The organism is Bradyrhizobium sp. WSM2793 (genome assembly GCF_000379585.1).
GTDB lineage: Bacteria > Pseudomonadota > Alphaproteobacteria > Rhizobiales > Xanthobacteraceae > Bradyrhizobium.
The window spans coordinates 1-13,757 of record NZ_KB902784.1; the positions used below are offsets into that span (position 1 = coordinate 1).

Below are 13,757 nucleotides of genomic sequence, written 5' to 3' on the forward strand. Positions count from 1 at the left end.
GTCGGCTCCCGGGAGATCACGGCATAAGCCGTCCAACCACCGCGCAGGGAAGGCCGAGTGATCGGCACCACCTGTATGCTGCTGTGCGGTTCTTCCTGCGTGTGCATTTCGCGCAGCGGACCGCGGGTGCGAGCCAGCACCCGGCCTTCCCTGCGCCCTCTTGGCTTTAGAGGGTAGCGAGACCAAGCAAAGCTCGGGCGAATTGCGCCGCGAGGCCGAAGAGGCGTGTCTGCGAGCTGAGCTACGTGCCACAAACTCGATCTCGTAGGGTGGGCAAAGCGCAGCGTGCCCACGCCTTGTCGCTTATGGACGGAGATCGTGGGCACGGCGCTATGCGCCTTTGCCCACCCTACGGCACCGCCGCTGGGATGTGCACTGGAGCATCGCAATGACATGTGGAGACAGCGTGCGCCCGCTCCGCTCTCGTGCCCCGGACGCAGCGCAGCGTGCCCACGCCTTTTGCTTATGGAGGGAGATCGTGGGCACGGCGCTATGCGCCTTTGCCCACCCTACGGCACTGCCGCTGGGATCTGCATTGGAGCATCGCAATGACATGTGGAGACAGCGTGCGCCTCACTCCGCTCTCATGCCCCGGACGCAGCGCGGCGTCCCCGGCGATGCGAAGCATCGTCCGGTGCGGTGCACTGCAGAGCCGGAGCCCATCCATCCGCGTCGTACCGTGTCGCCATCTGGATCCGAGCTATGCGCAGCAGCGGCAAGACGCGCTGCGGCTTGTCCGGGACACGGCTAAATATTCGGCAATCGCGCCCTCCGGCGCCGATGGACTTGCCCGCTTCAATCCGGTTCAATGGCCAATCGAGCTTTCAGGCGACAATGATGTCGAGATATCTGCTGGTCCTGCTGCTGCTGGCGTCACCGGCGGCCGCGCAAGTCAAGTTGGCGCCGAAGACCGCGCCCGGACATCCCGATCCCTGTGCCCCGATCGGGCGTACCGCGGACGGCAAGCTGGTCTACTCCATGAAATGCGAGACCCTGCCGGCACCGCCTCCGACGCCGCGGGCGGAACTGAAGGAAGCCCCTCCGCCGGCCGCCGAGCCGGAACCGGAGACGCGGCGGAGCGGCATTTTCGGCTGGTCCTACGACCGCAGGTGATGCGTCCGCGCCCCTTGCGCGAAACTGTCGGGAGTGCTCTTTGCTTGAAAATTATCCGTGGGGCCACCGGCCCCGATCCAGAGAGATGAGATGAGCAAACTCGTTATCCGTGCCGGCGACTTCACCTTCGATGCCCGTTTCGAGGAGCAACTGGCACCCAAGACCGTCGCCGCCTTCCGCAAGGCACTGCCGTTCGAAAGCCACATCATCCATGTGCGCTGGAGCGGCGAAGGCGTGTGGATGCCGCTCGGCGATCTCGATTTCGGCGTCGGCTACGAGAACCACACCAGCTATCCCGCGCCGGGCCAGATCATCCTCTATCCCGGCGGCATCAGCGAGACCGAGATCCTGCTGGCCTATGGCGGTGTTCACTTCGCCAGCAAGATGGGCCAGCTCGCCGGCAACCACTTCATCACGCTGACCTCGGGCCTGGAGAATCTGGCGACGCTGGGCAAGAGCGTGCTGTGGAAGGGCGCGCTGCCGATCCGCTTCGAGGAAGTCTGAGTGGCTGACACACGCTACCCGCGCGATCTCCGCGGTTACGGCCGCAACCCGCCGCACCCCGAGTGGCCCGGCAACGCGCGAGTCGCGGTGCAGTTCGTCGTCAATTTCGAGGAAGGCGGCGAGAACAACATCCTGCACGGCGACCGCGCCTCGGAAGCGTTCCTGTCCGACGTGCTCGGCGCGCAGCCCTGGCCGGGCCAGCGCCACGCCAATATCGAATCGATGTTCGAATATGGCTCGCGCGCCGGCTTCTGGCGGCTGTGGCGGATGTTCACCGCACGCAACTGGCCGACCACCGTGTTCGGTGTCGCCACCGCGCTGAAGCGCAACCCCGAAATCGTCGCCGCCATGAAGGAGGCGGGCTGGGATATCGCCAGCCACAGCCTGAAATGGATCGAGCACAAGGACATGACCGAGACGCAGGAGCGCGCCGAGATCGCGGAAGCGATCCGCGTCCACACTGAGGCCACCGGCTCGCGGCCGCTCGGCTGGTACACCGGGCGGTCCTCGATCAACACCAACCGTTTGCTGATGGAGGAGAGCGGCTTCCTCTATCTCTGCGACTCCTATGCCGACGATCTGCCCTATTGGGTCAAGAGCGCGGGCGGCAAGCAGCTCATCATTCCCTATACGCTAGACGCCAACGACATGCGCTTCATCAACCCGCAAGGCTTTGCCGAGGGCGAGCAGTTCTTCACCTATCTGAAGGACGCCTTCGACGTGCTCTATGCGGAGGGCGAAACCGCGCCGAAGATGATGTCGGTAGGTCTGCACTGCCGTCTCGCCGGCCGGCCCGGCCGCGCTGCGGGCCTGATGCGCTTCCTCGATTATATCGGCAAGCACGAACGCGTCTGGGTGCCGACGCGTTTGCAGATCGCCCAGCACTGGCACGACAAGCATGCTCATCTTGCGGCCGACGCATTCGAGATCGGTTGAAGGACGATGTCGCAGATCTCGCTCGCCGATCTCAATGCCGCAAGCAAGGCCGACTTCGTCGCGGCGCTCGCCAATGTCGTCGAATATTCGCCGTGGATCGCCGAGCAGCTCGCCGACAAGCGGCCGTTCGCCGGCGTCAACCAGTTGCACGCAGCGCTGATGGCGGCGATCCAGAGTGCCGAACCCGACGCGCAACTGACGCTGATCCGGGCGCATCCCGATCTCGCCAGCAAGACCCAGCGCGCGGCGGGGCTGACGGCGGAATCGACCGACGAGCAGAACAGCGCCGGCCTCGACCGGTTGTCGGATGCGGAATACGCGGCGTTCGAGCGCGTCAACAGCGCCTATCGGGACAAGTTCGGTTTCCCCTATATCGTCTGCGTGCGTCGTCACACCCGGGATTCCGTGCTGCGCGACTTCGAGACGCGATTACGCAATATCGCCAAGACCGAGACGCGGCGCGCGATCGAGGAGATCGGCCGCATCTCCGCGCTGCGGCTGGATCAGCTCGTCATGGCCGACGACAGGCTGAAGGTGCACGGCCGGCTCTCGACTCATGTGCTGGACAACCACGTCGGCAAGCCGGCGTCCGGTATCCCGGTCGAGCTCGTCGAGCTCGCGAGTCTCGGCGAGAGCCGTGTAATCGCGCGCGCGGTCACCAATGCGGACGGCCGCACCGATCAGCCGCTGATCGGCGGCCGTCCGCTGCCGATCGGCCGCTATGAGCTCAAATTCAGCATTGCCAGATACTACGCCGAGCGCAACGTGCCGCTGTCGGATCCGCCGTTCCTCGACGAGATCCCGCTGCGCTTTGCCGTCAGCGAGCCAGAGGGGCACTATCACGTGCCGCTGTTGGTCACGCCATGGAGCTATTCGACCTATCGCGGCAGCTAAATGCAAGGCGCGCTCTTCACCTCGCCCCGCTTGCGGGGCGAGGGAGAACGGCGTCGCCGTGGTCGAGCTATCGTGTCCCGGTGGAGTCGCCAAACTTGTCGAGCAGCGCCGGAAACAGCCGGTCCGGCTTGAACGGTGGCGCGGTGAAGCGGATGCCGGTGGCATTCGCGATCGCGTTGCCGAGCGCGGCTGCGACCGGATTGTACGGGCTCTCGCTCATCGACTTCGCGCCCAACGGACCGATCGTGTCGGACGTCTCGGCGAAGAACACTTCGGTACGCGGGACGTCGGCGAACGAAGGCAGGTGGTAGTCGCGGAATTTCGGGTTGGTGACCCGGCCGGTCGCGTCGATCACCATCTCCTCGTAGAGCGCGGCGCCGAGCGCCTGCGCAACGCCGCCTTCGACCTGACCGCGGCACTGCATCGGATTGGCAACGATGCCGGCGTCCGCGGCGTGGACGCTCCGGAGTATCCTGAGCTCGCCGGTGGCCTTGTTCACGGCGATGCGAAAACCCTGGACGTTGAAGCCGACCGAGCGCGGCGTGCCGTTGGAATTGCCGCTGCCTGCGAACGGCTGTCCGTGCTCGCGCGCGAGCTTCGCCAGCTCCGTAAACGGCATGCGCCGGACGCCGCTGACGACGGCATTGTCCTCGAGCACGCAGCTCCCGATGTCACAGAGCCACGCGCCCGCGGCAGCCGCCTTCAGCTCGGTCGCGAGCTGCATGGAAGCCGCATGGGTCGCCTTGCCGGCGACGAACATGCCCGCGCTGCCATAGGCGCCGGTGTCGTGGCCGCCATGGGCGGTGTCGGACTGGCGCAAGCGGATCCGGTCGACGGTGGTCGCCAGCGTGGTCGCGGCGATCTGCCGGTGCACGGTGCTGGTGCCGTTGCCGAATTCGGCGGTGCCGACGGTGAGATCGAAGCCGCCGTCGTCGTTGAGCGTAATGGTCGCGTCGGCGAGGTGGCCCGCCGGCGGCACGGTGTCGATCATGGTCAGCGCGACGCCGTCGCCGATCAGCCAGTCGGGCGACAGGTCCGGCTGCGGGCCGTCAGCCTGCATCGCGCGCTCGACGAGGTCGAGGCACTGGTCGAGACCGTAGGAGCCGTAAAGCACGTCGTGAAATTCGGACGGCGGCGGCGACAGCATGGGATCGCCGTCCCTCACGATGTTGCGCCGGCGCATGTCGTAGGGGTTGATGCCGAGCTGCTTGCCCAGCTCGTCGATCGCGGCCTCGATCGCGATCAACGTCTGCGGCAGGCCATAGCCGCGAAACGCACCCGCCGGCACCGTGTTGGTGTAGACGGCGTAGCCGTCGACCCGCTTGTTCGGGCAGTTGTAGACTGCGATGGACTCCGACAGGGAGTGGAACATCACCGGGCCGGCGTGATTGCCGTAGGCGCCGGTGTTGGAGAGCACGTCGAGCTGGAGCGCGGTGAGCTTGCCGTCGGCGTCCGCTCCGGCCTTGATGTGGACCCGCATCGGGTGCCGCGTCGAGGTCGCGATGAACTGCTCCTCGCGGGTGAGCTCCAGCTTCACCGGACGTCCCGTCTTGAGCGCAGCGAGCGCCAGAATGTCCTCGACGAACATCTCCTGCTTGCCGCCAAAGCCGCCGCCGACGCGCTCGCAGAACACGCGGACCTTGTCGGGCGGAAGCTTGAAGATGTCCGACAGCGCGCGCCGGGTCAGGAACGGCACCTGCGTCGAGGTGCGGACATTGAGCACGCCGGAAGTATCGAGCCAGGCGAGGCCGCCATGGGTCTCCAGCGCCGCATGCTGGACGCGATGACTGTGGAAGGTGGCCTCGTAGGTGACGGCAGATGTCGCGAGCGCCGCCGCGACGTCGCCGAACTCGCCATGTGTCTCCGCAGCGAGGTTACGCTGGGCGTCGGCGATGCGGTTCGCGGTGGTGCGATCGGGATGAATGATGGGCGCACCGGGCGCCATCGCCTGCTCCGGATCGATCAGCGCAGGCAAAATCTCATAATCGAGCTTCAGCCGGCGGCAGGCCTCCTCGGCGGCGGCCTCGCTCTCGGCGACGATAGCGGCGACCCTCTGGCCGATGAAGCGGACGACGTCGTCGAGAACGCGGGTGTCCTCGGGGTCCATCCAGTCCATCTCGTGCCGCGCGGTCGAGATCAGCATGGAAGGTGCGTCTTCATGCGTGAGCACCGCGTGCACGCCGGGAACCTTCAGCGCTTCCGACTTATCGATCGCGACGATCCTGGCGTGGGCATGCGGCGACCGCACCAGCTTGACGTGGAGCAGTCCGTCGATGGCAGTGTCGAAGGTGTAGCGCGCCTCGCCGCGCACGATGTCGGGGCCTGCGGGCGCCGGCAGGCTGCGGCCAAACGCGGCTCCGGCTTCGACGCTTGCCTCGACATTGGTGTTGCCGAGCAACGCGTCCTCGATCGAGCGATAGCCGGTGCAGCGGCAGATATTGCCCTTCAGCGCCGCGCCGAGATCGGTCCGCTGCGCCTGGTTCAGCGAAGCGCAGGTCAGGATCATGCCGGCGGTGCAGAAGCCACATTGAAAGCCCTGCGCGTCGAGGAAGGCCTGCTGCATCGGATGCGTGCCGTGGTCTCCGCCCAGACCTTCGATCGTGGTGATGGCGCGTCCCTCGGCCCGGAACGCCGGGATCAGGCAGCTGTGCACCGGCTCGCCGTCGAGCAGCACGGTGCAAGCGCCGCAGTCACCGGCGTCGCAGCCCTTTTTCACCCCGAAATGGCCGAGCTCGCGCAGGAACGTGCGCAGGCACTGGCCGGCGCGCGGCTCCTGCGCAAATGGCTTGCCGTTGATCTCGAAGCTCATGACGGCATCGCCCCCAGCAGCTCGCGGCGAACCTCTTCGGCGAGCCGCAATGTCATGTGCTTGCGCCAGAGCGGCTGGCCGTGGATGTCGGTGTGGTACAGGTCGTCCGTGATCTGCTGGACGATCGCATCGTGCAGCACGCTCGCCTCCGGGGCCCGGCGAAAGGACAGCTGGATCGGCCGCGCCGTCGATGCGGTGACCGTCAGCGTCAGCGTGCCATCGGCATCGAGGCTGCCGATCAGGAGCGCCGCCGAGCGGCCGACCGGCGCCAGCGAGATCTGGCGATATGCCGTGCGGCGCTTCAGCGCGGCAATCGGAATATCGATCTGGCGAAGCAGGTCGCCCGGCGTCAGGCGATTGCGCTGGTTGCCGGTGACGAAGTCGACAACAGGAATCTTCTGCTCGCCGCCGCCGGCCTTCCAGATGGTGCAGACGCCGCCCAACGCTGCGGTGAGCGAGATCATCGGTCCCGCCGGCAGCGACATGCAGAGATTGCCGCCGACGGTCGCGGTCTTCCAGATCTTGAACGAGGCAAGGAAGGCGCGGCAGCATTGGTTGATCAGCGGCGCGGCGAGCCAATCGGACGGGCAGGCAAGTCCGTCGAGCTGCGCGACCGTGCAAGTGGCGGCGATGGAGAGATGGCTGTCGGTGATCGTCAGCGCAGGCCATTTCAAATCGGTCAGATCGATCAGCCGCTTCAGATGGACCTGCGGCTCCGAGAACAACCACGTGCCGCCCGCGAGCCAGGCGTCGCCTGCCGTCCAGGCCGGCAATTGTGTCCGTGTTTGCGGACGGGCCACTGTCGTGATGGTATTCAAATCCATGGCTGCGCCAAAGCTTCCGCCGGTGAATCGTGTCGATGAGTCTTGCAAGACCGGAGCCAAGTCGCAACAAGCAAGTCGTGGCGCGAAGGTGATCGAGCCAGCGTTTACCTGGCTGGCCTGTCAGCGGGTATGAGGAGAATCGGGATCATGAGCGACACAAAGCCGATCTGGATCAGGGATCCCCTGGCCGTCCTCGCCGACGGTGCCGAGCGCGGGGTCGTGGTCACCGATGGCCGCATCGTCGAGCTGGTGCCGGCCGGCGCCACGCCTACGACCGCTGACGTCGCGGTATTCGATGCGAGCGCACATGTCGTGCTGCCGGGCCTGATCAACACCCATCATCATTTCTACCAGACCCTGACCCGGGCGCTGCCGGCGGCGATGGATCGGGAGCTGTTCCCCTGGCTCAAGGCGCTCTATCCGGTGTGGGCGAGGCTGACGCCTGAGGCGCTCGAGCTCGGCGTCACCGTGGCGATGTCCGAGCTGTTGCTCTCGGGCTGCACCACCACGACGGATCATCACTACGTCTTCCCCGCGGGTCTCGAGGACGCCGTCGATATCGAGGTCGGCGTCGCAAGTCGTCTCGGCGTGCGGGTGCTGCTGACGCGCGGCTCGATGAACCTGTCGCAGCGGGACGGTGGCCTGCCGCCTGACAGCGTCGTGCAGGACGAGGACACGATCCTCGCCGACAGCGCGCGCGTGGTTGCCAAGCATCACCAGCGCGCCGAGGATGCGATGGTGCAGATCGCGCTGGCGCCGTGCTCGCCGTTCTCGGTGACGACGTCGCTGATGCGCGCCACCGCCGATCTCGCCGACAAGCTGGATGTGCGCCTGCACACCCATCTCGCCGAGACCGAGGACGAGAACAAATTTTGCCAGCAGATGTATGGCTGCCGTCCACTCGACTATCTCGAGCAATGCGGCTGGCTCAATGCGCGGACCTGGCTCGCCCACGGCATATTTTTCAATGCCGACGAGATGAAGCGGCTGGGCAAGGCGAAGACGACCATCAGCCATTGCGCGTGCAGCAACCAGCTGCTGGCGTCCGGCTGCTGCCCGGTCTGCGAGATGGAGGAGGTCGGCGTCGGGATCGGGATCGGTGTCGACGGCTCGGCCTCGAACGACGGATCGAATCTGATGCAGGAGGTGCGGGCCGCGTTCCTGCTGCAACGGGCGCGTTATGGCGTGGCCAAGGTCAGCCACAAGGACGCGCTGCGCTGGGCCACCAAGGGGTCGGCAGCCTGCGTCGGCCGGCCGGAACTCGGAGAGATTGCGGTCGGCAAGGCTGCGGACCTCGCGCTGTTCAGGCTCGACGAATTGCGCTTCTCCGGCCATGGCGACCCCTTGGCCGCATTGGTGCTGTGCGGGGCGCATCGGGCCGACCGGGTGATGGTGGGGGGACGATGGGCCGTGATCGACGGCGCGATCCCCGGCCTCGATGTGGCAGACCTCATCCGCCGTCACAGCTCGGCGGCGCGGCTCATGCGGATGGGATGAAAGAGGGGGCGACCACAAGTGCCGGGTGCTTCTGGCCACCCCCTCCGAACCTCCTCCGGGAGGAGCAGGCGATCTAGCCTAAGCAAGAAGCGTGCTACTTGCCCGGCAGCTTGTCGTCGATGCCTTTGACGTAGAAATTCATGCCGAGGATCTGGCCGTCGTCGAGGTGATCGCCGCCTTTGCACTCGACCGGCTTGCCGTCCTGCCCAACGATCGGGCACTTGAACGGATGCAGCTTGCCTGCAGTGATCGCGGCCTGGGCATCCTCGGCGAGCTTTTTCACCTCGTCGGGCATATTGGTGTAGGGCGCCATCGCGAACATGTGACTGTCGAGGCCGCCCCAGCTGTCCTGGGACTTCCAGGTGCCGGCAAGCTCGGCCTTGACCCGCTCGATGTAATAGGGACCCCAGGTGTCGAGGATCGAGGTCAGCTGGGTCTTGGGCCCGAACTTGATCATCTCGGAGTCCTGGCCGAAGGCGAGCTTGCCGCGTTCGCTGGCGATCTGCATCGCGGCGGGCGAATCCGTGTGCTGCATGATCACGTCGGCGCCCTGGTCGATCAGCGCCTTGGCGGCGTCGGCCTCCTTGCCAGGGTCGAACCAGGTATTGGCCCAGATGATCTTGACCTTGATGTCAGGCTTGATGGACTGCGCCGCCAGGATGGTCGCGTTGATGCCGGAGACGACCTCCGGAATCGGGAACGAGCCGATATAGCCGAGCACGCCGGACTTCGACATCTTGGCCGCGATCAGCCCCTGGATGTAGCGGCCCTGATACCATCTGGCCGAGTAGGTCGACATGTTCGGATTGCGCTTGTAGCCGGTCGCGTGCTCGAAATGCACGTTCGGATATTTTTTCGCGACCTTCAGCGTCGGATCCATGTAACCGAACGAGGTCGTGAAAATCAGCTTGTTGCCGGCGCGGACGAGCTGCTCGATGGAGCGCTCGGCGTCCGGACCTTCGGGCACGTTCTCCAGATAGGTGGTCTCGATCTGGTCGCCCAATTCCTTCAACAGCGCCTGCCGCGCCAGATCGTGCTGATAGGTCCAGCCCAAATCTCCGATCGGACCCAGATAGATGAAGCCGACCTTCAGCTTGTCGGCGGCGGAGACTGCACTGACGCTGCCGGCGAGCAGGAGTCCGGCGGCCAGCGCAAGAAGTGATTTCCTCATCATCGATCTCCAAACATCAGGGGAAAGCCACGATCCGCAACGTGCGCGCCCCATCGCGCGCGCCGCGGAAATGAAATTCAGCGGTCGGGCACGAACACGGTGCCGAGCGCGGCCGGTGCGGTCGAGCCGCCGCTGCGCGCGCGGGAGAGCAGGACCAGCACGATGATCGTCGCAAGATAAGGCAGCGCCGACATGAATTGCGAGGGAATGCCGATGCCCCAGCCCTGCGCATGCAATTGCAGGATCGTCACGGCCCCGAAGAGATAGGCGCCGATCACGAGCCGGCCCGGCCGCCAGGACGAGAACACCACCAGCGCCAGTGCGATCCAGCCGCGGCCCGCGGTCATGCCGGGAATGAAGAACGGCGTATAGGCGAGCGGCAGATAAGCGCCGGCAAGGCCGGCGCAGGCGCCGCCGAACATCACGGCGAAGGTGCGGATACGCAGCACGGGATAGCCGAGCGCATGCGCGGAGACGTGGTTGTCGCCGCAGGCGCGCAGGATCAATCCAGCCCGCGTGCGGTACAGGAACCACCAGACGCCGACGACGAGTGCAATCGAGAAGTAGACGAAGCCATCCTCGCCGAACAGCACGCGCCCGACCAGCGGGATGTCGGTGAGGCCCGGAATGGCGAGATGGACCGCCGGCGTGATGCGCTCGCCGACGAAGCCGGCGCCGATCAGTCCGGACAGCCCGACGCCGAGGATGGTCAGTGCGAGTCCCGTCGCCACCTGGTTGACGGCGAGGCCGAGGGCCATCAATGCGAAGATCAGCGACATCATCGTGCCCGCGATGATGCCGAACAGCGCGCCGACGAAGACCGATCCGGTGAGCCAGGCGCCGGCAAAGCCGCAGGCCGCGCCAACGATCATCATGCCCTCGACGCCGAGATTGAGCACGCCGGAGCGCTCGGTCACGAGCTCTCCGGTCGCGGCGATCAGGAGCGGCGTGGACGCGGCGAGCACGGCCAGGATGATGGCTTCAATGAGTTCCACGGGCCACCTGACGGTTCGGGAAGCTCAGCTTGAAGCGATAGAGAATCAGGGAATCGCAGGCCAGCACGTAGAACAGCAGAATGCCCTGAAAGACCTTGGTGACATCCAATGGAATCTTCATCGCGATCTGCGCCTGCTCGCCGCCGATAAAAGTCAGCGCGAGGAAAAGGCCTGCAATTAATATTCCAAGCGGATTCAGCCGGCCGAGGAAGGCGACGATGATCGCAGTAAAGCCGTAGCCGGGTGAGATGCCGGGCTGGAGATGTCCGACTGGACCTGCCACCTCGATGATGCCGGCGAGCCCTGCGAGCGCGCCTGATATCGCGAAGGTCAGGATGATCAGTTGATTGGCGTTGAAGCCGCCGAACCGTGCCGCGCGCGGCGCTGCCCCGACGACACGAATCTCGAACCCCTTGATGGTTCGCCCGAGCAGGATTGCAGCCGCGGCGACGACTAGAAGCGCAATGATCGAGCCGAGATGCAGCCGGCCGCCCTCGATCAGCAACGGCACCGTCGCCACCGGATCGAACTCGGCCGTGGTCGGGAAGTTGAAGCCGTTGGGGTCGCGCCAGGGGCCGCGCACGAGATAATCGAGGAAGAGGTCGGCGACATAGACCAGCATCAGGCTGGTCAGGATCTCGCTGGCGCCGAACTTCACCTTGCAGATCGCAGGGATCAGTGCATAGAGCGCGCCCGCAGCGGCAGCGAGGACGAGCATGACCGGCAGCACCCAGGCGCCGGCGTCGGTGCCTTGCGTCTTCACCGCGATCCAGCTTCCCGCCACCGCGCCGATCAGGAATTGACCTTCGGCGCCGATGTTCCAGGCATTGGCGAGATAGCACAGTGACAGGCCGATCGCGATCATCACCAGCGGCGTCGCCTTCACCGCGATCTCCTGCAGCGAATAGCCGTCCGTCAGTGGCGCGATGAAGTAGGCATGCAGGGCGAGCAGCGGATTCTTGCCGAGGATCGCGAACAGGATGATCATGGTCACGACCGTGAGGCCGATCGCGATCAGCGGCGAGACCAGCGCGATCGTGCCCGAGCGCTCGGCGCGCTTCTCAAGCACCAATTGCATGCGCGACCTCCTTTGGCTCGAGGCTGCTGCCGCCCATGAGAAGGCCGAGCTTTTCGCGCGTTGCCTCGCGGGTCGCGAGCGGTGCCGACAGCTTGCCGTGGAACATCACGGCGATGCGGTCGGCGATCTCGGCGAGTTCGTCGAGATCCTGGCTGGTCACGAGCACGGCGGCGCCCGCGGTTGCCAGATCAAGCAGCGCCTGGCGAATGACGGCGGCGGCGCCGGCATCGACACCCCAGGTCGGCTGGCTCACCACCAGCACAGCGGGGTTGCGCAGGATCTCGCGTCCCACAATGAACTTCTGCAGATTGCCGCCGGAGAGGGATGCGGCTTCCGGATCGCGCTTGGCCTTGCGGACGTCGAATGTCTCGGTCGCGCGGTCGACGGTCTTCAGCGTGGCCGCGGTATTGATGAAGCCGCGATGGACCATGCCGCTCGCGGCATGTCCGGTGAGCAGCGCGTTCTCCGAGAGCTTCATGCGCGGCGCGGTGCCATGGCCGAGCCGCTCTTCGGGAACGAAAGCTGCTCCGAGCCTGCGTCGCTGCGTGATGGAGAGATGGCCGGCGGCAATGCCTTCGATCACCACGGTGCCGGGGTCCTTCGACAACCGCTCGCCGGACAGCGCGGCGAACAACTCCTCCTGGCCGTTGCCGGCGACGCCGGCGATGCCCAGGATCTCGCCGCCCTTCAGCTCGAACGAGATGTGCTCGAGCCGGACGCCATGCGGCTCGCTCGGCGCGAGCGAAAGATCGTTGACGACGAGCCGCGGCACGGTGGTTGTCCGGCCGGATGCCGCCTTCACTTCCTTGATCTCACCGCCGACCATCATGCGCGCCAGCGAAGCGGCGGTCTCGTGCGGGGGATTGCAGGTCTCGACTTTCCTGCCGCCGCGCAGGATCGTGGCGGTGTCGCAGAGCCGCTTCACCTCCTCGAGCTTGTGGCTGATGTAGAGGATGGCGCGGCCTTCGGCCTTGAGCCGCTCCAGCACGACGAACAGCTGATCGGCTTCCTGCGGCGTCAGGACGGCGGTGGGCTCGTCCAGGATCAGGAATTTCGGATCCTGCATCAGCGCCCGGACGATCTCGATGCGCTGGCGCTCGCCGACCGACAATTGCCAGACCTCGCGCTTGGGATCGAGCGGAAGGCCGTAAGTCTTCGACACCTGCTCCAGTCGCGCCGACATGTCCTTGAAGGATTCCCGTCCTTCGAGGCCGAGCGCGACGTTCTCGGCGACGGCGAGATTGTCGAACAGCGAGAAGTGCTGGAACACCATGCCGATGCCAAGGCTGCGTGCTTCCGAAGGACCGGACAGCAGGATTCGTCGGCCCTGCCAGCGAATCTCGCCGGCGCTCGGCTGGATCAGCCCGTAGATCGCCTTGACCAGCGTCGACTTGCCGGCGCCGTTCTCGCCGAGCAGCGCGTGGATTTCGCCTAGCCAAATATCGATGTCGATGGAATCGTTGGCGAGGAAATCGCCATAGCGTTTGGTGAGTCCGATCGTCCGCAGCAGCGGGGACTCGCCGGAATTCAGGCCGTCAGGTGTCGAATCCAACATTCGCTGATGCGCTTGCATGGTGAAATGCCCCAATAGTGGGCCAGTTTGAACCCCGGCGTAAGGTGGGAAAATGCGTCATCCCTTGCTCAACGCTTTGGCAGGCAGCTTGTGGCAGCGCGCCGGCTCTCGCCGGGACGAAGCCCCGTGTTCAGGCGCCCGCACATTGCCTTACGGGCGCGGCTTCCGCGGGCGCCTGTTGCAGATTTGTGACGGTTCATGGCAAATCGGAACCCGCTATGCAGCCTTGACGTCGCAGTGAGCAAAGTTGCGCCATCGCACTTATGCATTGCGGATCGACGCAACATTGGCCCCTGACCGTCCGTCCCCCCACATCCGCTCGACATGAAAGAAGAGCGAAATCAAACGGGAATGTCCGGCAAT

Annotated in this window: 11 protein-coding genes; 5 read left to right on the forward strand and 6 right to left on the reverse strand. The window is 65.6% G+C overall.

Annotated elements, in window-relative coordinates; all coding sequences use genetic code 11:
- Window positions 1-837: 837 nt before the first annotated feature.
- The 4 genes from A3AS_RS0118940 to uraD all read left to right on the forward strand — a co-directional run bounded on the left by A3AS_RS0118940 (window position 838) and on the right by uraD (window position 3,447).
- Entirely contained in the window at window positions 838-1,113 is a 276-nt protein-coding gene (locus tag A3AS_RS0118940) for a hypothetical protein (RefSeq protein WP_026202131.1), read from the forward strand.
- A gap of 90 nt (window positions 1,114-1,203) precedes the next feature.
- A complete protein-coding gene (locus A3AS_RS0118945; RefSeq protein ID WP_014493672.1) occupies window positions 1,204-1,617 on the forward strand; it encodes a DUF3830 family protein in 414 nt (137 codons plus the stop codon).
- Window positions 1,618-2,553: an allantoinase PuuE gene (puuE, locus tag A3AS_RS0118950; protein WP_018319144.1), complete on the forward strand. Its 936-nt coding sequence runs from the start codon at window positions 1,618-1,620 to the stop codon at window positions 2,551-2,553.
- 6 nt (window positions 2,554-2,559) lie between these two features.
- Window positions 2,560-3,447 (forward strand): 2-oxo-4-hydroxy-4-carboxy-5-ureidoimidazoline decarboxylase, encoded by an 888-nt coding sequence (uraD, locus tag A3AS_RS0118955; protein WP_018319145.1) that lies wholly within the window; start codon window positions 2,560-2,562, stop codon window positions 3,445-3,447.
- 67 nt (window positions 3,448-3,514) lie between these two features.
- On the opposite strand, the gene A3AS_RS0118960 is transcribed toward uraD, so the two are convergent.
- Complete coding sequence (locus A3AS_RS0118960; RefSeq protein ID WP_018319146.1) at window positions 3,515-6,256, reverse strand: molybdopterin cofactor-binding domain-containing protein; 2,742 nt, start codon at window positions 6,254-6,256, stop codon at window positions 3,515-3,517.
- On the reverse strand, window positions 6,253-7,080 hold the full coding sequence (locus A3AS_RS0118965; RefSeq protein ID WP_018319147.1) for an FAD binding domain-containing protein: 828 nt from the start codon (window positions 7,078-7,080) through the stop codon (window positions 6,253-6,255). The genes A3AS_RS0118960 and A3AS_RS0118965 overlap by 4 nt, the downstream gene beginning before the upstream one ends.
- Before the next feature lie 147 nt (window positions 7,081-7,227).
- Here A3AS_RS0118965 and A3AS_RS0118970 point away from each other — a divergent pair, with 147 nt between their 5' ends.
- Window positions 7,228-8,577, forward strand: coding sequence for an 8-oxoguanine deaminase (locus A3AS_RS0118970; protein ID WP_020508700.1), 1,350 nt, complete (start codon window positions 7,228-7,230; stop codon window positions 8,575-8,577).
- A 94-nt stretch (window positions 8,578-8,671) separates the two neighbouring features.
- Here A3AS_RS0118970 and A3AS_RS0118975 read toward each other — a convergent pair whose 3' ends face one another.
- From A3AS_RS0118975 to A3AS_RS0118990, 4 genes are all read right to left on the reverse strand, one after another.
- The gene (locus A3AS_RS0118975; protein WP_026202132.1) at window positions 8,672-9,748 is read right to left on the reverse strand and encodes a BMP family ABC transporter substrate-binding protein; all 1,077 of its coding nucleotides are present in this window, start codon (window positions 9,746-9,748) and stop codon (window positions 8,672-8,674) included.
- A gap of 77 nt (window positions 9,749-9,825) precedes the next feature.
- Complete coding sequence (locus A3AS_RS0118980) at window positions 9,826-10,743, reverse strand: ABC transporter permease (RefSeq protein ID WP_018319150.1); 918 nt, start codon at window positions 10,741-10,743, stop codon at window positions 9,826-9,828.
- Complete coding sequence (locus tag A3AS_RS0118985) at window positions 10,730-11,821, reverse strand: ABC transporter permease (protein ID WP_018319151.1); 1,092 nt, start codon at window positions 11,819-11,821, stop codon at window positions 10,730-10,732. Before A3AS_RS0118985 ends, A3AS_RS0118980 begins: the two co-directional genes overlap by 14 nt.
- Window positions 11,805-13,394 carry an ATP-binding cassette domain-containing protein gene (locus tag A3AS_RS0118990; RefSeq protein ID WP_084674859.1) on the reverse strand — a complete coding sequence of 530 codons (1,590 nt, stop codon included), beginning with the start codon at window positions 13,392-13,394 and terminating at the stop codon, window positions 11,805-11,807. The genes A3AS_RS0118985 and A3AS_RS0118990 overlap by 17 nt, the downstream gene beginning before the upstream one ends.
- Window positions 13,395-13,757: the final 363 nt, after the last annotated feature.